The organism is Rhodococcus sp. NPDC060176, assembly GCF_042728675.1.
Classification (GTDB): domain Bacteria; phylum Actinomycetota; class Actinomycetes; order Mycobacteriales; family Mycobacteriaceae; genus Rhodococcus_F.
Genome location: NZ_JBHWYS010000004.1, coordinates 63,061 through 85,007, shown reverse-complemented (window position 1 = coordinate 85,007; position 21,947 = coordinate 63,061). Strand labels below are relative to the sequence as shown.

General features: G+C 62.9%; 18 protein-coding genes. 7 read left to right on the top strand and 11 right to left on the bottom strand.

The annotated features are described in order from the left end of the window. Positions 1–65: 65 nt before the first annotated feature. From ACFWEM_RS19995 to ACFWEM_RS19980, 4 genes are all read right to left on the bottom strand, one after another. Positions 66–446, bottom strand: coding sequence for a MerR family transcriptional regulator (locus ACFWEM_RS19995; protein ID WP_007735825.1), 381 nt, complete (start codon positions 444–446; stop codon positions 66–68). Further along, entirely contained in the window at positions 443–1,672 is a 1,230-nt protein-coding gene (locus ACFWEM_RS19990; protein WP_378536296.1) for an LLM class flavin-dependent oxidoreductase, read from the bottom strand. Before ACFWEM_RS19990 ends, ACFWEM_RS19995 begins: the two co-directional genes overlap by 4 nt. After that, a complete protein-coding gene (locus ACFWEM_RS19985; protein ID WP_378536294.1) occupies positions 1,669–2,925 on the bottom strand; it encodes an MFS transporter in 1,257 nt (418 codons plus the stop codon). Before ACFWEM_RS19985 ends, ACFWEM_RS19990 begins: the two co-directional genes overlap by 4 nt. An 83-nt stretch (positions 2,926–3,008) precedes the next feature. Further along, a complete protein-coding gene (locus ACFWEM_RS19980) occupies positions 3,009–3,977 on the bottom strand; it encodes a DUF2332 domain-containing protein (RefSeq protein WP_378536292.1) in 969 nt (322 codons plus the stop codon). A gap of 150 nt (positions 3,978–4,127) precedes the next feature. On the opposite strand from ACFWEM_RS19980, the gene rraA reads away from it, so the two are divergent. Next, positions 4,128–4,604 carry a ribonuclease E activity regulator RraA gene (gene rraA / locus ACFWEM_RS19975; RefSeq protein ID WP_003943552.1) on the top strand — a complete coding sequence of 159 codons (477 nt, stop codon included), beginning with the start codon at positions 4,128–4,130 and terminating at the stop codon, positions 4,602–4,604. Positions 4,605–4,619: 15 nt separating this feature from the next. On the opposite strand, the gene ACFWEM_RS19970 is transcribed toward rraA, so the two are convergent. Next, entirely contained in the window at positions 4,620–4,847 is a 228-nt protein-coding gene (locus ACFWEM_RS19970; protein ID WP_003943569.1) for an RNA-binding S4 domain-containing protein, read from the bottom strand. Positions 4,848–4,935: 88 nt separating this feature from the next. On the opposite strand from ACFWEM_RS19970, the gene lysX reads away from it, so the two are divergent. The 4 genes from lysX (at position 4,936) to ACFWEM_RS19950 (ending at position 11,289) form a co-directional block, all read left to right on the top strand. Beyond that, positions 4,936–8,292 (top strand): bifunctional lysylphosphatidylglycerol synthetase/lysine--tRNA ligase LysX, encoded by a 3,357-nt coding sequence (gene lysX / locus ACFWEM_RS19965; RefSeq protein WP_378536290.1) that lies wholly within the window; start codon positions 4,936–4,938, stop codon positions 8,290–8,292. Between the two features lie 13 nt (positions 8,293–8,305). Continuing rightward, positions 8,306–9,196, top strand: a complete 891-nt coding sequence (locus ACFWEM_RS19960) for an alpha/beta fold hydrolase (RefSeq protein ID WP_378536288.1) — start codon at positions 8,306–8,308, stop codon at positions 9,194–9,196. A gap of 78 nt (positions 9,197–9,274) precedes the next feature. Then, positions 9,275–10,684, top strand: coding sequence for a diguanylate cyclase (locus ACFWEM_RS19955; protein WP_378536286.1), 1,410 nt, complete (start codon positions 9,275–9,277; stop codon positions 10,682–10,684). 5 nt (positions 10,685–10,689) lie between these two features. Then, on the top strand, positions 10,690–11,289 hold the full coding sequence (locus tag ACFWEM_RS19950; protein WP_378536281.1) for a histidine phosphatase family protein: 600 nt from the start codon (positions 10,690–10,692) through the stop codon (positions 11,287–11,289). A gap of 6 nt (positions 11,290–11,295) precedes the next feature. Here ACFWEM_RS19950 and ACFWEM_RS19945 read toward each other — a convergent pair whose 3' ends face one another. From ACFWEM_RS19945 to ACFWEM_RS19920, 6 genes are all read right to left on the bottom strand, one after another. Continuing rightward, positions 11,296–12,285 (bottom strand): ABC transporter ATP-binding protein, encoded by a 990-nt coding sequence (locus tag ACFWEM_RS19945; RefSeq protein WP_378536279.1) that lies wholly within the window; start codon positions 12,283–12,285, stop codon positions 11,296–11,298. Further along, on the bottom strand, positions 12,285–13,382 hold the full coding sequence (locus tag ACFWEM_RS19940; protein WP_378536277.1) for an ABC transporter ATP-binding protein: 1,098 nt from the start codon (positions 13,380–13,382) through the stop codon (positions 12,285–12,287). Before ACFWEM_RS19940 ends, ACFWEM_RS19945 begins: the two co-directional genes overlap by 1 nt. Then, positions 13,379–14,473, bottom strand: coding sequence for an ABC transporter permease (locus ACFWEM_RS19935; RefSeq protein ID WP_378445764.1), 1,095 nt, complete (start codon positions 14,471–14,473; stop codon positions 13,379–13,381). The genes ACFWEM_RS19940 and ACFWEM_RS19935 overlap by 4 nt, the downstream gene beginning before the upstream one ends. Beyond that, a complete protein-coding gene (locus ACFWEM_RS19930) occupies positions 14,466–15,422 on the bottom strand; it encodes an ABC transporter permease (RefSeq protein ID WP_003943571.1) in 957 nt (318 codons plus the stop codon). Before ACFWEM_RS19930 ends, ACFWEM_RS19935 begins: the two co-directional genes overlap by 8 nt. A 145-nt stretch (positions 15,423–15,567) precedes the next feature. Next, positions 15,568–17,187 (bottom strand): ABC transporter substrate-binding protein, encoded by a 1,620-nt coding sequence (locus tag ACFWEM_RS19925; RefSeq protein WP_378536274.1) that lies wholly within the window; start codon positions 17,185–17,187, stop codon positions 15,568–15,570. 193 nt (positions 17,188–17,380) lie between these two features. Further along, positions 17,381–18,976 carry a Na+/H+ antiporter gene (locus ACFWEM_RS19920; protein ID WP_378536272.1) on the bottom strand — a complete coding sequence of 532 codons (1,596 nt, stop codon included), beginning with the start codon at positions 18,974–18,976 and terminating at the stop codon, positions 17,381–17,383. A 26-nt stretch (positions 18,977–19,002) separates the two neighbouring features. Between ACFWEM_RS19920 and ACFWEM_RS19915 the strand changes: the two genes are divergently transcribed. Together ACFWEM_RS19915 and ACFWEM_RS19910 are read left to right on the top strand one after the other, a co-directional pair. After that, positions 19,003–19,323: a UBP-type zinc finger domain-containing protein gene (locus tag ACFWEM_RS19915; RefSeq protein ID WP_317553788.1), complete on the top strand. Its 321-nt coding sequence runs from the start codon at positions 19,003–19,005 to the stop codon at positions 19,321–19,323. Between the two features lie 292 nt (positions 19,324–19,615). Beyond that, positions 19,616–21,928: a pyruvate dehydrogenase gene (locus ACFWEM_RS19910; protein ID WP_378536270.1), complete on the top strand. Its 2,313-nt coding sequence runs from the start codon at positions 19,616–19,618 to the stop codon at positions 21,926–21,928. The last annotated feature ends 19 nt before the right edge of the window (positions 21,929–21,947 follow it).

The window sequence follows — 21,947 nt, the reverse complement described above, 5'->3', positions numbered from 1 at the left end:
GAAACGATGGACATAGGCATGGTCCGGACCAACTGACAGCACGCTCAGTGTTCATCCATCGACGTTCACCCATCGAGTGGGACCGTCTGTCGCTGCCTAACTTCTGCGATGTATTCACGGATGGCGTCGCGATTTTTCACCAGAAAGCTGATCTTCTCGTCAAGTCCCGACGCCTCCGCCTCGAGCATCGACAGCATCTCCGGTGTCACATCGCTCATGTGAATGACGCGTTCTTGGTCCAGGCAAGGAAGGATCTGCCGGATCACTCGCGTCGGGAAACCCATGTCCAACAACCCGCGTATCTGAAAAACCCGATCAACCATTCGTTCGTCGTAGTCGCGGTAACTGTTTTCGGATCGTCTCGGAGCAATCAGGCTTTGCTCCTCGTAATACCGCAAGAGACGGCGGGATACCCGTGTCGCTTCCGACAGCTCGCCGATCTTCATGTGGTCGCCGATGTTTCGAGCGACGCTGTCTGGAGACGCTCTCGCAACGTGCGCACCCGGGTGCTCGCCCCGAAGGCAGCGGGAAACTGTTCGAGGAGAAGTGGGATGTCCCGGCCGTTCACCGCTGGCCGCAGTCGCACGCCATGCGCGCCAGCCGATACGAGTTCGTCGATCCGGTGCATCAGTTCACCCACCGAACCGACAAAAATGTCGGTGTCGGACGAATACGGTCCGCCTGACAACTTGTCGAGGGCACGCTTCTGCTGCACCGCCTCAGAATGGGTCGCGCCGAGGAAGACCACGAGATCCACCAGGATCGCCAGCGGCTCATCGATCAAATTTCGCTGCACTGCAACACATTCAGCGTTGACAGCGTCGAGAACATCACCGATGGTGACACCATTGACACTCGGAGTTGGCGTCACCAGGATGACATCAGCCGAGGCAGCGGCCAACCGATAAGGAACTTGGGCGTGATGCGCCAGCGCGACAACGACAGGTCTCAAGCCTTCGGCAACAGGGACGGCGAGTGGCCCGGAAACCTCGAAATTCGTTGTCGAAATTGACTTGTCAGAGATCTTGTCGATATCGACGAATCGGCCATCGGCGCCTTCTTGGAGTGCGCCTTCGGTCCATGTCGACCACAATGCTCGGAGTATTTCGATCGACTCGGTCGCGCTCGAGAAGACCTGCTCCAGTCGGGTTCCAATCAATTCGGGGAAGTAGATGTCGGACTCTCTCAACTCCGGCACGGGTTGCGGACGAACGAAATGACGTCTGTCGATGCTTCGCGAAGTGATCTGGGCACGGAGGCCGACTCGGCCCCCGCTCAAGAGATTGAGCGATGCGATTTCGGTGGCGATACTGTATGGCTCACTGTGAGTCAGGTTTCTCGCGGCGATCACGCCGACTCTCTGCGTCCCGAAAACAGCCAGTGCCGTCAACGCTACCGGCGACAATCGACCACGGACCTGGTCTTCCTTGTCGTCGATTCTCCTGAAGTCCGACGACTGCAAACCGATCGATTCTTCGAAAGTGACAAAATCGACAACAGATGCATCTATGTCGCGCAACAACTCCGACCAGTAGTGAGCAGTGAAGAGTTCGGCAGGGGCATGCCCCTGCAATCGCCATGCCGCTGGATGCCAGCCGGCTGGTTCCAGCGCGATACCGATGACCGGCGGCGTTCGGATCGGCGACGTCTGGATCGGCGACGCTGCGTTCATGCGTGTACCTGACCTTCCTGATGGATTTGTGCGGGTGACCGGAACCCGTCTCCGCGTGCGGTCCACATGATCACCACGCAGAGCAGGGCGAGTATGGCCGTCCACCACGGGATGGATCGAGCACCGTTGAGAGACAACAGAACTCCACCCATCACCGCACCTGCTGCCATCGCACCGTTCCACAGCGTCGTGAGAACCGCTTGAGCCTCGTCTGCGTGTGAGCCCGCAGCAACCGCTGCCGAAGTTTGCAGCAGAGTCGGAATTCCACCCCACCCCAATCCCCATACGGCAGCTGCCAAGTAGACGAGCAGCGCATCCCCCGTGGTCATTGCCAGTATGGTTGCGGCGACCGCAATCAGGATGGCACCGACAAAGGCAAAGGTCCGTAGTCGCGTGTAGATTTGTTTGCCCACAACAACAATGCTGATCAGGCATGCCACTCCGAAGGTCAATAGAACGAGGTCATTGTCATCTCCCATTCCGATCGACTCGAGGAACGGAGCGATGTACGCATACAGGATGGTGTGGCCCAACACCACCGTGAACGTCACGATCAGAACTGCGTCGACACCGGGAATGCGCGCCGCCTCGAACATGCTTCGCCGTCTACGGTCGCGGGGCCGACCTGGACGATCGGGAACCGACACCGCGATTGCAACGAGTAGCGCAACGGCCAGTATCGACATGAGATAGAACGGTGCCCGCCACCCGGTAGCGTTGCCCAAGTATGTCCCGAACGGAACGCCGAGCGCGAGAGCGAGCGGGATTCCGGCCATCGTGAACGCGATGGCGCGACCCTCGAGATGTTTCGGGGCAAGACTTCTGGCGTATCCGGCGAGCAATGCCCAGGCGATACCTGCAGCAACTCCCGCAATGAACCGGGCGGTCATCGTCAGAAGATAGTCGGAAGAAAATGCAGTGACCGTGTTGGCGAACGCAAACCCGAGAATCGAATTCAGCAGTAACACCTTTCGTGACCAAGACGCCGTCGCTGCGATCAAGGGAATTGTCGTCAGCGCCGTCCCCAGCGCGTAGATCATGATCGTCTGCCCGGCGGCTGATTCACTGACATCGAGACCTTCACTCATTGCCGGCAACACTCCCGCTGGGAGCGTTTCCGTCAGGCTGGTGATGAAGACGGACACGAACAACGCCAGCAGGGGAACGAGCGGAAGTGTGTCCCCGCGATCATGTTCCGCAAGAAACTGTTTCGCTCCTGATGTGTGGTGCTTTGAATCGATGTCGTCTGCCATGAAACGATTGTCAACCTTCACACCAATGTGAAGGTCAAGCTCTCCGCGAAGATCGGACCGCGAATCAATCAATCTGATGCCGTTCAAGTTTGGTCTATCCAGTCGAGGAACTGCCCGTGTCCACCGGCTAGCCCGCGAGGTGTGCCGTCAAGAGAAACAACAAACTTCCCACGGCGCGCCTCTGGTGATGCCGTCAACTTGGCATCGACTTCGGGCAGAACCCCGAGACCTTCGTTCGCTATCCAGCGACATGGCAAAGCGCGAACAGCTTCTGCGAATTCATCTCTGGCAGTTGGGGTCAGGTAGTTGAGTACCGCACTGTGAAAGACCACGATCGTTGTTTCCCGTGGCGCACGTTCGACGAGATCGGCAACAGCTGACGTGAGATCTCCGCGAACCAGATGAGGCGGATCCGCACGAGCGAGTGCCGCTGCGTCGCGCAGTCGCCGCCGGCGGTGGTCCTGTTCCGGCCATACAAGACTCTCCAACCATCTCATGTCGTCAGTGTCGTTTACATCAAGCGGATTGAGGTCGATTCCCGCCCGGTACACCACGTCTGGGACTCTCTCCGGAATTGGCGGACTGCCGGTCGTCGCACACTCCAGCAGAACGGTGGACGGACCATCTACTGGATGCAGATACCTTTCGCCGTCGTAGAGAAAGCTGTAGCGGTCCGGATAAAGGCACAGGCCCGCCGAAGCACCGACTTCGATGAGGGAGAGCGGGCCCTTCAACAACCCGAGAACGGGAAGCAACACAGCAACGCGGTCTGCTTCATTGGTCTGTGTAGTCCGGATCCGCGCAAGTTGTTCCACCTCTGACCAGTTCTCGCTCAACCACCGGCGGAACGACGCGTACGGCTCAACCGGGGCACCGAGGTGACGGCTCGCCCCGAACACCAGGTTGGGTTGCCTGCGGGGTTCTGGAAGCCGATCGATCAGAGCGAGGACTGCTGGATCCTCCGATACGCCGATGCCCCATTCCTCGTAGATCGCTGAGTTCCCTCGAGCCTCCACTTCCGCGAACGATCGGTACCAGCGCGATGTGTCCACCGTCGATGTCTACCGGATGGCGTGTGGTGCGGAAAGGTTTTCGATCACGCCGACGCGTAACTCGAAGACGTCCCCCCCGTCAGGCGTGCGGGCCCGAGCACCCTCCCCGACGACAACCAGGCGCGAACCCCGCCGACTATCCTGTGGGGCATGACCGAGCCTGTAGCGACCGCTGACCTTGCCGACGAGATCGGACCCGACATCCGCAGCTGCGACACGCAGTTCACCCAGTTCGGTGGACGTGAAGTTTTTGCCGGCCCCATCACCACCATCAAGTGCTTCCAGGACAACCTGCTCGTGAAGCAGACCCTCAGCGAACCGGGCAACGGTGGAGTCCTCGTCGTCGACGGTGACGCAAGCATCCACACCGCCCTGGTCGGCGACATCATCGCCGGCCGCGGCGTCGACAACGGCTGGGCCGGCGTCATCGTCAACGGAGCTGTCCGTGACTCGGCGATCCTGCGCACCCTCGACATCGGCGTCAAGGCTTTGGGTACCAACCCGCGCAAGAGCACTCAGACCGGTTCGGGTGAGAAGAACGTGCCGATCGAAATCGGCGGCGTCACCTTCAACCCCGGCGAGATCGTCTACAGCGACCAGGACGGCGTCGTAGTTCGCGAAAGCTAGTCAGACGTCGCGGGATCAGGCGGGGGCTTCCACTTTGGCGGCCATCCCGCCGATCTCGACGACATCGCCGTCACGAAGCTGACGCCCACGGCGATCTTCGACCTCACCGTTGACCGAAACCATGCCGTCGGCGATCACTTCCTTGGCCTCCGCGCCCGATTCGATGAGGTTCGCAAGCTTGAGAAACTGACCGAGCCGAATCATTTCGTCGCGGATGGGTACTGCTGGAATGTTGTCGGTCATGTCAATCATCTTCCTCCTCCCACAAAACTGGACACGACAGACCACACTTAGCGTGAGGATCTGATCGACCGGTAGGAGAGGAAGCTCGATGGCACCATTGACCGAGGTATCGGACACCACTGCAGAGTTGGTGGAATCGCCACCCGAAAATCCGCGCCAGGCGCGTCGATTCCGCAAAGGGCGGTTCAGCCAGGTTCCCCATATCTCGGGACTGATCCTCGGAGTCTTCTCCGTACTGGTGTTCCTGTGGAGCATCTCGCCGGTACTGCGGCACATCCTCCGCGTCCCACGCGAATACATCGACAGCTACTACTTCGACGCACCGGATACGAGCCTGTCGTGGGCGCTCGTCGTCGCCCTGCTCGCCGCTGCCCTCGCGAGCCGCAAGCGCATCGCCTGGTGGCTGCTGACGATCTACCTGGCGCTGATCACCCTCACGAACATCGCCTCCGCGATCGTCGACAAGAACCCGAACAACGCCGTGGCAGTTGTGGTTTTGCTTGTCGTGATCGGAATCCTCATCGCGGCGAGGCCCGAGTTCTACACACGCGTACGACGCGGTGCCGGCTGGAAAGCTCTCGGCGTACTGATCGGCGGCATGGCTGTCGCGACCGTGATCGGCTGGGGCCTTGTCGAACTCTTCCCGGGTGACCTGCCGCAGAACCAACGATTCCTGTGGGCCCTGAACCGCGTCACCGCTGCGGCTTCGGTAGACAACGAGGTGTTCGACGGTCACCCGCGCGTCTTCGTCAACACGGTCCTCGGTCTCCTCGGTGCCATCGCACTACTCGCCGCCGTCATGACGCTTTTCCGCGCGCAACGCTCCAACAACGCTCTCACCGGAAACGACGAGTCCGCGATCCGCGGGTTGATCCAGAACTTCGGCGCCGACGACTCCCTGGCCTACTTCGCCACCCGCCGCGACAAGGCCGTCATCTTCGCGCCGAGCGGCAAGGCGGCCATCACGTACCGCGTCGAGATCGGCGTCTGCCTCGCCAGCGGTGATCCCATCGGCGATCCCGAAGCGTGGCCGCACGCCATCGAAGCGTGGCAGGGGCTCGCGTCGCAGTACGGCTGGGCGACGGCCGTCATGGGCGCCAGCGAAACCGGAGCGACGGCGTACAAGAAGGCGGGCCTGAGCGTCCTGCAACTCGGTGACGAAGCGATCCTGCGCACCCGCGAATTCAATCTCAACGGACGCGACATGCGCCCCGTCCGTCAGGCCGTCACCCGCGTGAGGCGCCACGGCGTCACTGTCCGGATGCGACGCCATCGCGACGTTCCGCCGGAGGACATGTCGGCCGTCATCATCCGCGCCGACGACTGGCGCGACACCGACACCGAGCGCGGCTTCTCCATGGCGCTCGGCCGACTGGGCGATCACCTCGACGGCGACTGCCTCCTCGTCGAAGCCGTCATGGGTGAAGGCACCGAGGACGAAAGCGTCGTCGGCATGCTCTCGCTCGTGCCGTGGGGACCGAACGGCGTTTCGCTCGATCTGATGCGTCGCAAGCCGACTGCGCCCAACGGAGTCATCGAATTGATGGTCGCGGAGTTGGCCACACGCTCGGACGAGATCGGCGTCGTACGGGTCTCGCTCAACTTCGCCGTGTTCCGCTCGGTATTCGAGGAAGGTTCGCGCATCGGCGCCGGCCCGATCCTCCGCATTTGGCGCTCGGTGCTCGTCTTCTTCTCGCGCTGGTGGCAACTCGAAGCCCTGTACCGCTCGAATGTGAAGTACCAGCCTGATTGGGAGCCACGCTTCCTCTGCTTCGAGGACAACCGCGAACTGCCGCGCGTCGGATTCGCGTCGGCCATCGCCGAAGGCTTTGTGGTGCTGCCCAGTTTCGGGCGCAAGTCGAGCCAGGTCGTCAAACACACCGGCACGCATGTGGCGGTGCCCGCCGCTCTGGTGACGTCCGAGGGACTGCACGCCGACGGCAGCCCGCCGGACTCGGCGCCGTCGTTCACGACCAACGGTCCGCGTCGACCCGAACAGGTCCGAGTGCGCATGAACAAGCTCGCGCAACTCGCCGACGAAGGGATCGCCGCCTACCCCGTCGCCTACCCGCCGACGCACACGATCGCTGCCGCAGCAAAGTCACCGGAGGGCACCCGTGTACGAATCGCGGGACGCCTGCTGAGGGTTCGCGACTACGGCGGAGTCGTGTTCACGGACGTGCGCGACTGGTCCGGCGACATTCAGGTCCTGGTCGACCAGGACAACGTCGGCCGCGAGAAGTTGGCGGAGTTCGCCGCCGAGTTCGATCTCGGTGACCTGATCGAAGTCAGCGGAACCATCGGACGCAGCCGCAAGGGCGAGCTGTCGCTCATCGCCGTCGAGTGGCGCATGAACGGCAAGTGCCTGCACCCGCTGCCGGACAAGTGGAAGGGCCTCTCGGATCCCGAGACCCGCGTCCGCCAGCGGTACCTCGACATCGCCCTCAACCCGAAGGCCCGCGAACTGCTCGAGGCCCGAAGCGCCGTCGTGAAGTCGCTGCGCGATTCACTCGGTGGTCGCGGATACCTCGAAGTCGAGACCCCGATTCTGCAGCAGGTGCATGGCGGCGCGAATGCCGCTCCGTTCCTGACACACATCAACGCGTACAACCTCGACCTCTATCTCCGCATCGCACCCGAGCTGTACCTGAAGCGCCTGTGCGTCGCGGGTATGGAGAAGGTGTTCGAGATCGGCCGCGTGTTCCGCAACGAGGGCGTCGACTTCAAACACAATCCCGAGTTCACGATCCTCGAGGCGTACGAAGCCCACAGCGACTACGAGAGCATGATGCGGATGTGCCGCGAGCTGATCCAGGCGGCGGCCGTCGCAGCGTTCGGTCGCGAGATCATCATGCGTCCCGGCCCGGACGGCGAACTGGTCGAGGTCGACATCTCCGGCGAGTGGCCGGTGAAGACGATGCACGGCGCCGTCGCCGAAAAACTTGGTGTCGACGTCTCCCCCGAGACAAGTCTCGAAGACCTGCAGAAGCTGTGCGACGCCAACGAGATCCCGTACCAGTCCAGCTGGGACACCGGCGCCATCGCGCAGGAAATGTACGAGCACCTGGTCGAGGACTACACCGAGTTCCCGACGTTCTACACCAACTTCCCCACCTCGATGTCGCCGCTCACCCGGCCGCACCGCAGCATCCCCGGCGTCGCCGAGAAGTGGGACCTGGTGGCGTGGGGCGTCGAACTCGGAACCGCGTACAGCGAGCTGACGGACCCCGTGGATCAGCGCAACAGGCTTACCGAGCAGTCGATGCTCGCGGCCGGCGGCGATCCCGAAGCGATGGAATTGGACGAGGACTTCCTTCAAGCCCTCGAACACGCGATGCCGCCGACGGGTGGTCTCGGGATGGGCGTCGACCGAATCGTCATGCTGATCACGGGTGGCAGCATCCGCGAGACGCTGGCCTTCCCCCTCGCGAAACCGCGTCAGTAGTCCGGATTCTCGCGTGCCGGAATTGTTCCACGTGAAACCACCGGGCGAGATCTTGCAGGTCGGCGAGAGCCGACTGCATGTTCTTGCCGAAGGCGACGGCCCCGTCGTCGTCCTGTGCGGCGGGCTGGCGGGCAACTGGTTCGACTGGGATGACTGCGCACGTCATCTGCAGTCGGACCACACCGTTGTCCGGTTCGATCGCCCGGGTTTCGGACTCAGTGAGCCGTCGTCCGAAGTGCCGACCGTGCACGGTGAAGCTCAGCGGATCCGCGATGTTCTCGACGCTCTGGGGTTGGCGCGGCCGGCCGTCGTGGTCGGCCACTCCATCGCCGGCTTCTACGTCGAAGGCTTCGCGCGCCTGTTCCCCGATCGCGCAGCGGGCATGCTCCTCCTCGATTCCAGTGCCGAGAAAGAGCCGAAACGTCTTTTCCCCCGCGACCTGCTGCTGATCGCCTCCCGAGCCGCCGCGGCTTCGTTCAGCACCACCGGGCTCCAACGACTCCTCGGCACCACGACGCGCAAGATCCTCAACCAGTCCGTGCCGCCGAGCGGGTCGTCCGAAGCCACTCTCGAATGGGTCCGGAAGATCTACCGCGAGCCTCATTATCTGGAAGCGGCGATGATCGAATACGTCGCGTACACCGATATGGCGCTGGAGCTCACCGCTTTACGACGCTCGAGAAAGCATCCACTGCCCGACATCGACCTCAGCGTCGTCGCCGCGCACACGGGCCACACCACTCCCTGGTCCATTGCCTGGATGGCAAAGCAGCAAAAACTCGCCACCTACCTCGGCGGGAGTTTTCACGTCCTGCGTCCGGCGCATCACCACGCCATGATCGATCAGCCCGAGGAGTTGGCGGACTTGATTCGGCGTCTCACGCAGCCGAACCGTCGAGGATGATGCTTCAACCTACAACTCGGACAGTAGCCGGATCATTGCTAGTCTCGGACAGCTTCTGCTTTCTACGACAGGCTGACCATGGACCGTTCGACACGTCGGGTGCGCTCGTGCCTTATTTTCGTGGCGATCCTCGTTGTCGCCCTGGCGGGCATCGCCGCCCGTCCACCCGGGTTTCTGTCGACCTTCTGGCCCGCCAACGCGATCCTTCTGGGCATTCTCCTCCGTAACCCTCGCTCGTTTGCGCCGATCGGACTCGCCGTCGGCGGCGCCGCGCTGCTGACGGCGGATCTTTCGACCGGAAGTTCGGTGCAGCGGGCATTCGAATTGAACGGCATCAATCTGGTCGGGGTGACGACGGGATTGATCGCCGCGAACTTGCTCGGCTGCTTTCCGAGGCGGATCCCCGAGACCAAGTACACAACCAGAATCTTCCTCGTCTCCGTTCTGGCGTCGTTCACGGCCGGGTCCGCGAGCGCGCTACGCACTCAACTTCACGAAGGAAGCGGTGCGGCAACGGAATTGGTGGGGTGGTTCTTCGCCGACCTGTGTACGTATCTGATCGTGCTGCCGATCGTCCTTTCTGCACCGACGCTCGAACACATTCGTAGGACTTTCGGGCCGTCCGTGCGGCAGAGTCTGCGCTTGCGGCGGCTCGCACAGATCCTGGCACCTCTGGCCGCTCTCCTGGCCTGTCTGCCACTCGCCCTGGAGGTTCAGGGAGCCCTTGCGCTGCTGCTGCCGATGCCGGCGCTCCTGTGGTGCGCAATGCGTGTCTCACTGTTCAGCACTTCACTCCTGGCAGCCGGATGGGGTGCGTGGGCACTGGTCATGGCAGGCCAGGGGCGACTGGCACTCGCAGATCCGGTTCATCTGCTCAGCGAGGGTGTGACCACCCGGATCTCCGTCATTCTGATGGCACTCTCCCCCATCGCCGTAGCCGTCGCCACGGGCGCACAGCGACGCGCCGAGCGAGAACTCCAACGCATCGCCGAGTGCGACGCTCTGACCGGAACACTGAGTCGCCACGCGTTCTGGACCCAATCGCAGGAACTCCTCGACGCCCAGCACGCGGCGCAACGACCGATCGCCGTCATGATGCTCGATCTCGACCACTTCAAATCGATCAACGACAACCTCGGCCACCTCGCCGGCGATTCCGTCCTCGAACAGTTCGGTAACACCCTCCTCGCCACTACCGAAGGCCTGGGACTTTCCGGCCGCCTGGGTGGTGAAGAATTTGCCGTCGCGATAGCCGACTGCACCTTCGAGGAAGCAATCCAGCTCGCGGAGAAGATTCGGCTGACTCAGGAGTCCCACGCGCGATCCATTCGCGGTTTCGCGGGGACGGTCAGTATCGGCGTCGCCTGGGTCGACCGGGCGATGCCGGGGATGGAGACTCTGCTCGACATCGCAGACAACGCGATGTACCAGGCAAAACGCGAAGGGCGAAACCTCGTGGTGGCGTTCGATCTCTACATGGCAAGGTGACGTAGGTGCAACTACTCCTGATCCGACACGCGCTCCCCGAACTGGCCGAGGTCACCGAAGGCCGCGCCGATCCCTCGCTGACCGACGAAGGCCGTGCCCAGGCACTTCGGCTGCCCGCAGCACTGGCGCCGTACCGGATCACCGGACTATTCAGCAGCCCGCAGAAGCGCGCACTCGAGACCGCGGCCCCGGTCGCGCAGGTAGTGGACCTTCCGGTAACCCAGCTCGAGGGTCTGGCGGAATACGACTACGAGCAGCCCCACTACATCCCGATGCACGAGGTCCTGGAGCGAGCGCCGGAAACCTATGCGCGCATCAAAGCCGGCTGGCTCCCGGAGTCGGTGGACGGCGACGCATTTCGTGCGCGAGTCCTCGGTGCGATCGACGAGATAGTCGCGGCGACCGACAACGACGCCACCGTGGCGATCTTCTGCCACGGCGGCGTCGTCAACATCGTTTTGCAGGAACTTCTCGGGCTCGAGCGCCCGTTGACCTTCCCGATCGAGTACGTCTCCGTCACGCGAATTCTTGTTTCCCGCAGTGGAAGCCGAAGGGTCGGGTCCATCAACGAAACAGGTCACGTGCGCAACATGTTGCGCGTCTAGCTCAACTCACACGTGATGGCACGCCACCTGATGGCCACCCTCGACGAGACGAAGTTCGGGAACTTCCTCGGCGCAGAGATCAGTGGCCAGCGGGCACCGCGTGCGGAAGCGGCAGCCGCTGGGCGGATTGAGCGGCGACGGCAGTTCGATGACCTTCTGCTCGACGTTCTGCGCCGCGGTGACGGTAGCGTCGGGATCGGGAATCGACGCCAGCAGTAGCTGCGTGTACGGATGCAGTGCGCGGTTCTGCATGTCTTCTGCCGGAACGATTTCGCACACGCGGCCGAGGTACATGATCATCACGCGGTCGCTGATGTTCTTCACGACGGCCATGTTGTGCGCGATGAACAGCAGAGACAGCCCGTGGCGCTTCTTCGCGTCCTCGAGCAGGTTCAGAATCTGCGCCTGCACGGACACGTCGAGGCTCGAGACCGGCTCGTCACAGATCAGGACCTTGGGGTCGAGCATCAACGCGCGGGCGATGCACACACGCTGGCACTGTCCGCCCGAGAGCTCGCGCGGCGTCCGGTCCCACACCATGTCCGGGTCCAACCCGACCTCGGCAAGAACCTCGCGCGCCCGAGATTCGATGGCGGCCTTGTCTTTTCCGCCCCAGATCGACGGACCCTCGGTGATGAGAGCCTTGACCTTGCGTCGCGGGTTCAGCGAGGAGATCGGATCCTGAAAGATCATCTGCAACTGAGTGCGGCTGCGACGCAACTCCTCCGCCCCGAGTGCCGTCATCTCCGTCTCTCCCAGGCGGATGGAGCCCGACGTCGGCGAAGGCAACTGCATGATCGCCCGGCCCGCCGTGGACTTGCCGCAGCCGGATTCACCGACCACACCCAAGGTTTCACCCGGAGCGACGGTGAAGCTGATCCCGGACACGGCGTGAACCGTCTGCCCCTTGCCGACGTTGAATTCGACGACCAGGTCCTCGACGGTCAAGGCCGCGTCCACCGTCTCGGGCTTTCTGGTATCCACTGATGCAGTCATCAGACCATCTCCTTCACCGCGAGCGTCAGGCCCGCTGCGGTAGTGCCGGCCTTCTCGTTGGCGACCAATGCCGTTGTGCCTTCCGGGGTATCGACCGGGTAGTGGCACGCGAACGTATGACTTTCGGTTGTGTTGTCCCCAGGTCCGCCGGGAGCCAGAGCAGGGTCGCCGGTCAGGCAGTCGTCCTGGGCGTACCGGCAACGCGCGGCGAAGCGGCAACCGGTGATCGGCTTCGTCATGTCCGGGAGTCCACCCGGAATTGTCTGCAGCACTGTGTGCGTCGGCGATTCGAGTCGCGGAATCGCGGCCATCAATGCTTCGGTGTACGGATGACGCGGACGAGTGAACAGCTCTTCGGTTGCCGACGTTTCCACGACGGAACCGGCGTACATGACGGCGACGCGATCCGATCGACCCGAGACCACACCGAGGTCGTGGCTGATCAGGATGACGGCCATGTTGAGCTTGTCGTTGAGCGAGGCGAGCAGATCGAGGATCTGCTTCTGGACCGTCACGTCGAGGGCGGTGGTCGGCTCGTCGGCGATCAGCAGTTTCGGCTCGCAGGCCATCGCCATGGCGATGACCACACGCTGTCGCATACCGCCCGAAAGTTCGTGGGGGTACTGATCGAGCCGACGCTTGGGCTCGGGGATACCCACCATCGACAGGAGTTCCGCAGCGCGATCACGGGCCGCGTCCTTCTTCAGACCAAGGTGGAACTTCAAGGATTCGGTGATGTGCGTACCGATGCGCTTGAACGGATTGAGCGAGGTCATCGGATCCTGGAAGACCATGGCGATCTCGGGTCCCCAGAAGTGCTTCATCTCCGACTTCTTCATCGTCGACATGTCGCGGCCGGCAAACGTCACCGTTCCGGTGATGTCGAGGGCCGGACCCTTCTGGAGCAGACCCATGATGGTGCGCCCGAGAACCGACTTGCCGGAACCGGATTCGCCTACGATGCCGAGAGTTTCACCAGCGGAGACGTGGATCGAGACACCGTCGACTGCTCGCAACTGGCCACGCGGAGTGGCGAATACGGTTCTGATGTTGTCCGCCTGCAGCAGCGGAACGCCGTTCTGAGATGAAGTGGTCACAGCTTACTCCGATACTTCTCACCGATGAGGTTGAAGGAGAACACCGTCAGGAAGAGGAAGACACCTGGTACCAGGACGATGAACGGATGCTTCTCCACGATCCCGCCCTGACCTTCGGCAATCATGTTGCCCCAGGTCGGATCGGGTTGTGCGATACCGAGTCCGAGGAAGCTCAGTGAGGCTTCCGCGACGATCAGACCGGAGACGGCCACCAAGCCGAGCGCAGCGACGGGAACGAGGACGTTGGGAACCAACTCGCGCCAGATGACACGCCATTTGGTGGCGCCCATGGCACGGGCGGCAAGCACGAACTCCCGTTGGGCGACAACGATGGTGTTGGCCCTCGCGATTCGAACCATGCTGGGAATGCAGAGAATCGAGAGTGCGAGCGTGATGTTGCGCAGGTTCGACGTGAGCACCGCGGCCAGTGCGATGAGCAGGACCAGGGAAGGAATGGCCAGCAGCGAGTTGGTCAGGATTCCGACGACGGCGTCGACCTTGCCGCGGAAATAGCCGGCCATGACGCCGATGGTGCCACCGATGATCATGCCGATCAGTACGGCGCAGATTGCCACGGTCAAGGATGCTCGAGCCCCGAACAGGGCGCGGGCGAGGAGGTCGAGACCGAAGTTGTTGGTACCCAACGGGTGCTCGGACAACAGGCTCGGCGAGGCGAAGCCCGGCTCGGCCAAGGTCTTGACCGTGTCCTTGTACTCACCGAGCGGCAACAGCGGTGCGAAGATCGCGGCCAGGATCAGGGCGACCAGCCAGATGCATGCCAACCAGTACGAGAGATCGAACTGACTGCCCCACTTGGACGTACCGAGTTTGCCGAGACCCTTGAAGAGGAAAACCAGAGCAACGAGCGCGAGCACGATGCGGACGGTCATCATGATGGCCGAACCGAAGAGTGCGGTGCCGAGCAGCGCAAAGCCGACCACCGTGAGAATCGACCCGATCAGGACCAGGTTCTTCGGCTGTTCCAGCGTTTCGACGGGACCGGGAGCCAGCAGGACTGTCTGCTGCCGGTATGTCATCACCTCGGACGGGGCCGGCGACGGGGCCGCTCCGTCTGGCGTCACTTCAGACATGGACACGACGACTCCTCGGGTCAAGATAGGTGTACAGAACATCGATCGCACTGTTGACGAGGACGTAGATGACCGCGATCACGACCACCGCGCCCAGCAGCATCGGCGAATCACCCTGCTGCGCTGCGCGGACGATGAGCGTGCCCATTCCGGGCAGTGAGAACAGCGTCTCGACGATCACGGTGCTGCCGATCATGCCGCCGAGAGCCAGACCCATCATCGTGATGAGCGAGAACGACGACGGGCGGAGCGCGTCACTGAAAAGCACTCGCAGCGTGGGCATTCCCTTGGCCTTCGACGCGAGGATGTAATCCTCACGGAGCGTCGTCACCAGGTCGGATCGGAGAACGCGAGTGAACATCGCCATCTCGAGGAGGCTGATGGTGATCGCGGGAAGTATTGCGTGTGAGAGGTTTCCGGACAGGCTGTCGCCGATGCGCACCCACTGTGATCGCGGGAACCAGCCGAGCCAGTTGACGGTGACCATGATCAGCAACAGACCGGCGAGGAAGCTCGGGACGGAAAGAACACCGAACGTCGCGGCGCTGATGACGCGGTCGATGACGCCGCCTTCGTGGTGCGCCGACCAGAGTGCCAGCGGAACTGCGACGACGAGGGCGATGACCAGACCCATCACTGCCAACTGAACGCTGACGGGGAGAGCGGAACTGATCGCCGTGAGGACGTCCTGCTGCGGGGGAACGAGCGAGTTGCCGAGATCGCCCTGCAGAGCACTGGTCAACCAGTCCCAATATCGAACCAGGAGTGGATCGTTGAGGCCGAGCTGCTGGCGAACTTCCTCGTACTCGGCGGGCGTGCGCCCCTCACCGAGGACGGAGACAGCGGGATCGCCGGGGATCAGTGATGCCAGCACGAAGGTTCCGAAGCTGACGATCAGGATCACAATGACGAGCTGGCCCAATTTCTTACCTATTGCGCCGATGTTCATCGATTTCGTCTCCTTCGGACAGCGAGCTCGCAATACACAGCAGTTCCTCTGATTTCATTTCTTCGTTCGCAGCCGGCCCCGATCCGCTGCAAGATGGGCGCGGGGCCGGCCGTGAACTTCAGGCTCTCCAGGACTTCCAGGCTCTCTAGGACTTCCAAGCTCCGTCGAAGAGCACGATTCCGTCGAGGCTCTGCTCGAGTCCGTGAACATTCTGGTTCCACACGTCGAGTGCGGCGACGTTGCCCCACACCTGCCACGGCACCGTCTCGTTGGCGCGTTCCTGGATCTGCGCCAGGACTGCCTTCTTGTCATCGTCGGTGGTAGCAACACCCAACTTGTCCAGGAGAGCATCCATTTCGGCGTCGGAGTAGCCGGTCGCGTTGTTGCGGCCACCGGACTTGATGCCCGTGTACAGACGCTCGTAAGGATCGGCCTCGGCGAGGCTCAGTGCTGCGGTGCTCATGTCGTAGTCGTGATCGGCATACATCCGCTTGACCAGATCACCTGCACCGGTGACGTATTCGATCTGAGCGTCGAAGCCGACTGCGTTGAGCATCGCCTGGATGGCCAGAGCCGTTGCCTGCGCGGACGGTTCCTGGATGGACAGGAACGTGATCTTGCCGTCGTACCCGTCGGCCTTGGCCTGATCGAGCAGTTCCTTCGCCTTGGTGGGGTCGACGCCGATCGGTGCGACGTCGTTGTGCCAGCGCGAGGTGTCCTGGAAGATCTCCTGGCCGGGCAGTCCCTTGCCGTTGTTGACGCGCGTGTTGAGCGTCTCCGGATCGACGGCCAGCGCCATCGCCTGTCGGACACGGACATCCGATCCGGGGCGGCCCGGGGCCATGTTCACGTTCGCGATGTAACCGAGCGACGGGATGTCGACGAAGCCGGGGTAACCCGACTCGATCAGATCCAGGATCGGGGTGAGCGTACGCATGTACGCGGCGTCGATGCCGCCCGTCTTGAGTGCTTCGGCCGTGGGCTGAGCGCCGACTATGCTGATCAGCTTGAGCTTGTCGATGTTCGGTGCGCCGTCGTAGTAGTCGTTGCGAGCAGCCAACAGCAGTTCCTCGTTGGGAGCGAACTTCTCGAGGGTGAACGCGCCGGCGCCGATCGGGGTGAACTGGTCACCTTGCTGGGCGCTCGGGGCGACGATCATGCCGGGTCCGGTGGCGAGCATCGACTGGATGCCTGTCCACGGATCAACGAGGTTGAAGACTACGGTCGTCGCGTCGGCGGTGTCGATCGAGGCAACCTTGGAAGCCCACAGGCTCGACTGCGGTCCCTTGTTGGTGACGTAGCGGTTGATGCTGTCGGCGACGGCCTTCGAATCGAAAGCTGTTCCATCGCTGAACTTCACACCGTCACGCAACTTCAGCGTCCAGGTCTTGCTGTCCGCACTCGCCTCGAGCGACTGAGCGAGCTTGGGCTCGAACTTCTGCCCGATGGGGTCGTAACGCATGAGCACGTCGTAGATGGCGCTGAGCTCGCTGCCACCGGTGGCGCCGGCAACCTGAGCCTTCGCGGGATCGAGAGTCGTGACCGCCGAGTAACCGCTGAACGTCAGCGTGCCGCCCTTGGTGGGAGTGCCGGGATCGGCCTGCTCGTTGACCATGCCGATCTTCAGCGAGGAACCGGAATCAGCGGATTCGCCGCCGCCATTGCTCGAGCCGTTGTCGGCGCACGACGCCAGGAACATACTTGCGGTGATCGCCAGCGCAGCCGCAGCCAATCTGCGACTTCCGCGGCGGGAACTACGACTCATTCGAATGCCTCCAAGGCGGGGTAAGACCATGACGTGATGTTGAACACGAAACAGTCTGTGACGGGAGGCACAGAAAATTGGATCGAGTCTCGCTCAGTGGAATCGGTTAAGTTGCAGGCCTCAACGGTCGGGTAAACCGACCCTGGCCAGCGAATACCCTCGCCGAGATCAGACCAGCCGGTCTAGTCCAGATCTAGTCGCGATCCAGCGTCGCTTCCTCGAGATCGAGCTCTCGAAGTACCTTTCGGAGCACCTCGTCGTCGATCCGGCCGGCATCGCGCTCGGCGATGAAGACACCTCGCTCGGCATCGATCATCTCGAGGCGCAGCGAGCGGAAGGCATTCGACGGGCTCTCCCCCAGATCCTCGTCGCTGCGCCCGAGTCGCTCCCACGCCGAGTTCGCGCGGTGGGTATTCCAGCTTCGCAAGATGTCTGCGGCACGATTGCGGACCTGAGGAACGTCGTCGGCGTCGGCTCCGACCAACTCGTCCAGCCGCGCCGCAGCGGCCCGCGCAGCCTTGTCCTGTGCTGCCGCCTCAGCGCGTGCGTCGGACTGCGCTTCGTTGCCCTGCACGCCGAGGACACGGATGACCCACGGCAACGTCAGACCGTGCAGCAGTAGCGTGCCGACCACAACGACAAAGGTCAGGAAGAGAATCAGCGAACGGCCGGGGAAGTCTTCGCCACTGTTGACCGTCAACGGAATCGCGAAGGCAGCCGCCAGTGACACGACCCCTCGCATACCGGCCCACGACACGACGAACACTGCCCGAGCCGAAATCTCCGGCTCCCTCGCTCGGATGCGAGGAGACAGCCAGCGCGGTACGTACGTGAACGGGAACACCCAGGCGATCCGCACCACCACCACGGTCACGAGAACGGCAACCGACGCCAAGACGACGATCGAGGTGCTGTACCCCTGCAATCCGTTGACGACGCTGGGCAATTGGAGACCGATCAGCAGGAAGACGAACGACTCCAGAATCAGGTCGACGGCCTTCCACACTGCCGTGTCCTGCAAACGCGTCGCATAGCTCGCACGGGTGGAGCGCTGGCCGAGGAACAACCCGGCCACGACAACCGCGATGACGCCCGACGCGTGGACCTCCTCCGCAGCCAGGTAGGTGAAGAAGGGCACCACCAGTCCGATTCCGCTCTCCATCACCGGATCCTGGAGCTTGCCGCGAACCTTCGAGATGACAAACCCCACGGCGAGGCCGATCGCCGTTCCACCGACCGCCGCGACGAGGAAGGTCTCGAAGCCGCCGATCAGCGTCGCACCCGTACCGACGGCAGCCGCGAGAGCGACCTTGTACGCCGTCAGAGCGGTGGCGTCGTTGAGCAGGCTCTCGCCGCCCAGCAGGGTCATGATTCGGCGTGGCAGACCGAGCTTGCGTCCGATTGCGCTCGCGGACACCGCGTCCGGCGGCGCCACGATGGCGCCGAGAACCAGCGCAGCCGCTATCGAGAACTCCGGCACGATCAGATAGGCGACAAAGCCCACCGCGGCCGTCGTCGCCAGGGGAAGCCCCACCGCGAGAAATCCGATCGGACGCAGATTCGAGCGCAAAGCCAGGTATGAACTGTCCAGCGCTGCCGAGTACAGAAGTGGGGGCAACACGACAAACAGGACGAGGTCGGGATCGAGTTCCAACTCCGGAACACCCGGTATCTGGCAGGCGATCAAACCGACCAGGACAAGGATCAGCGGCGAAGACAGCCCGAACCTTCGCGCGACCGCCGCCACCAGCAACGCCGCTACTACAACCCCCAGTAATATGCCGTTCACCCTGGCAGCATGCAGTATGGAAGGCGATGAAGAAAATCCTGAAGCGAGCAGCAGCTCGCACGCAGCAGCCCGCACCCGCTCCGACCGGTTGCGAGGAACTAACCAATGCGCCCGAAACGGACCCGGCGGCGCTGACGCCCGGCGTCTGCCAGGGGTGCGCCGAACTGGGCGAGGATAACTGGTCTCACCTGCGCATGTGCCTGTCCTGCGGCCACGTCGGATGCTGCGATTCCAGCCCTCACCAGCATGCAACCAATCACTACCGTGAAACCGGGCACCCGGTCATGCGCTCGCACGAGCCCGGCGAATCCTGGCGCTGGTGCTACGTCCACGATCTGATGGATTGACCGCGCGCGACTCGCAGTGCACTGAGCATTGTGCCCACCTGTCGCGGCACACAGCCCTCGGTGTTGCGCACATTGCTCAATCCAGTGGGTAGCTATTGCCCAATCTGTATGCCGATGATGGACTTTGACGCAGAATCTGCACAACAGATCGACAGGTGCGGCTGGATTTTGCCGCACCGAACGGTTCGGCCTCAGGAAGTCCTGCCAAACATCACAACCACATCGTCGGCCCCACGATCTGGGGTACAGGCGGTGCGGTGATCGATGTCCACTATTGAAGGCAGGACCGGCCGTGAACAGCCCCAGCATCAACCAGAACGCTCCCGAGTCACTGGCGGAGATCGAGAAGCGCGTTCTGTGGTTGTCGACCGCGATGATCCATCACGCCAACCGTGTTCGGCCGAATCCCAGTGGGCTCAAGGTCGGCGGTCATCAGGCCTCGTGCGCGTCGATGGTCTCGATCATGACGTCGCTGTGGTTCGGCCAACTTCGTTCCGGCGACCGGGTTTCCGTCAAGCCGCACGCGGCTCCGGTGCTGCACGGCATCAATTATCTGCTCGGTGAACTCGACGAGTCCTACCTGACGACGCTGCGCGAGTTCGGGGGCCTGCAGAGCTACCCGAGTCGATCAAAAGATCCTGATCCGGTGGATTATTCGACCGGATCGGTGGGCATCGGCGCGACGGCTCCCATCTGGGGCGCCATCGCTCGCCGATACGTCGACGCCTCCCTCGGCGGCGCCGGAACCGGGCGTCAGTACTCCCTTGTCGGTGACGCCGAACTCGACGAGGGCGCTGTGTGGGAAGCAGTTCTCGATCATTCGGTCGCCGAGCTGGGTGAGATTGTGTGGATCGTCGACCTCAACCGCCAATCACTCGACCGGGTGGTGCCGAACATCGCGGCAACTCGCCTGGAACGCATGTTCTCGGGTGCCGGCTGGCAGGTCATCACCGTGAAGTTCGGCGCTTTGCTGGAATCACTGTTCACCCGGCCAGGGGGCACCGCGCTGCGCGAACGAATCCTGGACATGCCGAATCCGGAGTACCAGCGTCTGCTGCGATGCACGGCCGACGAGGTTCGTCTGAGACTGCCCGGCGACGCGGCGGACGCCGACGCGATCACATCGCTGATCAACGACCTCGACGACGCCACGGTGCTCGAAGCCATCCGCAATCTCGGTGGCCACGACCTCGACGCTCTGCGAGAGGCCTACGCGCAGATCGACGACACCCGCCCCACCGTGATCATCGCGTACACGATCAAGGGCCGAGGCCTGCCGACGCAGGGCCACCCGCAGAACCATTCGTCGCTGCTCACCACCGAGCAGTACGAGCACCTGGCGGCGGAGCTCGGCATGGATCCGTCGAAGCCCTGGGAACGGTTCGAGACCGACAGCCCGTCGGGCCGTATCTGCGCCGAAACCGCTGGGCGCCTAGCTCGCCCGAAGGTGGAGCACCTGGTGCCCCCGGCAGTTCCGAAAGACGTCGGGCGTACGCCCTCCGGCACGTCCACCACTCAGGCAGCACTCGGCCGGGTACTACTCGACCTCAGCCGCGAAGCACCGGACGCCGCGAAACGTGTTGTCACACTGAGCCCGGACGTCAGTTCCACCACGAACCTGGCGGGGTGGCTGAACAAGGTCGGGGTGTGGTCACCCAACGAGCGGCACAACTGGTTTGCCGACGACGCCGAAACGATCATGCACTGGCGTGAGAAGCCCACCGGTCAGCACATGGAACTCGGTATCGCCGAGACCAACCTGGTCGGGTTGATGGGCGAACTCGGCGCGACGTGGAGTCGTTGGGGCCAGCCGCTCTTCCCCATCGGCGTGATGTACGACCCCTTCATCGAGCGGGCTCTCGAACCGTGGTCGTACGGCATCTACGCCGGCGGACAGTCGATCATGGTCGGCACTCCATCGGGCGTCACCTTGGCTGCCGAAGGCGGTGCGCACCAGTCGATCAAGACCCCGTCCATCGGTCTCGAACAGCCGGGATGCGTCAGTTTCGAACCGGCGTTTGCCGTCGACGTCGAATGGACGCTCCTCGACAGCATCGGACGCCTGGGCCGCTCCGATGGCAGCTCGTCGTATCTGCGTCTGTCGACCCGTCCGGTCGATCAGGCCCTGGCCGCAGTACCGACCGATCCGGCGGCGCGAGAACGCCGTCGACGTCAGGTGGTCGCCGGGGCTTACACGCTGCGGCAGAATCCTGATCCTGCCGTCACTCTGGTCGGCATGGGTGCCACCGTCACCGAAACACTTGTCGCAGCCGAAAGACTCGGCGAGCAAGGCATTTCCGCCGACGTCGTGTGCGTGACCAGCCCGGGCTTGCTCTTCGAAGCGCTCCAGTCTCGGCGCGGCCTCGCGGACGGCCCGTCGTGGATCCTGGATCAGGTCTTTCCGAGCAGCCGGTCCGCGCCGATGGTGACCATTCTCGACGGGCACCCGCACACCCTCGCGTTCCTGACGGGAATCAACAACGTCCCGGGCGCTGCGCTCGGAGTGAGCCGGTTCGGTCAGGTCGGTTCGCTCGAGGACGTCTACCGGTACCACGGCCTCGACTCCGACAGCATCGTCCGCGCTGCCCTCGATCTCACTTCTTGATCACTCTGATGCCGAGAAG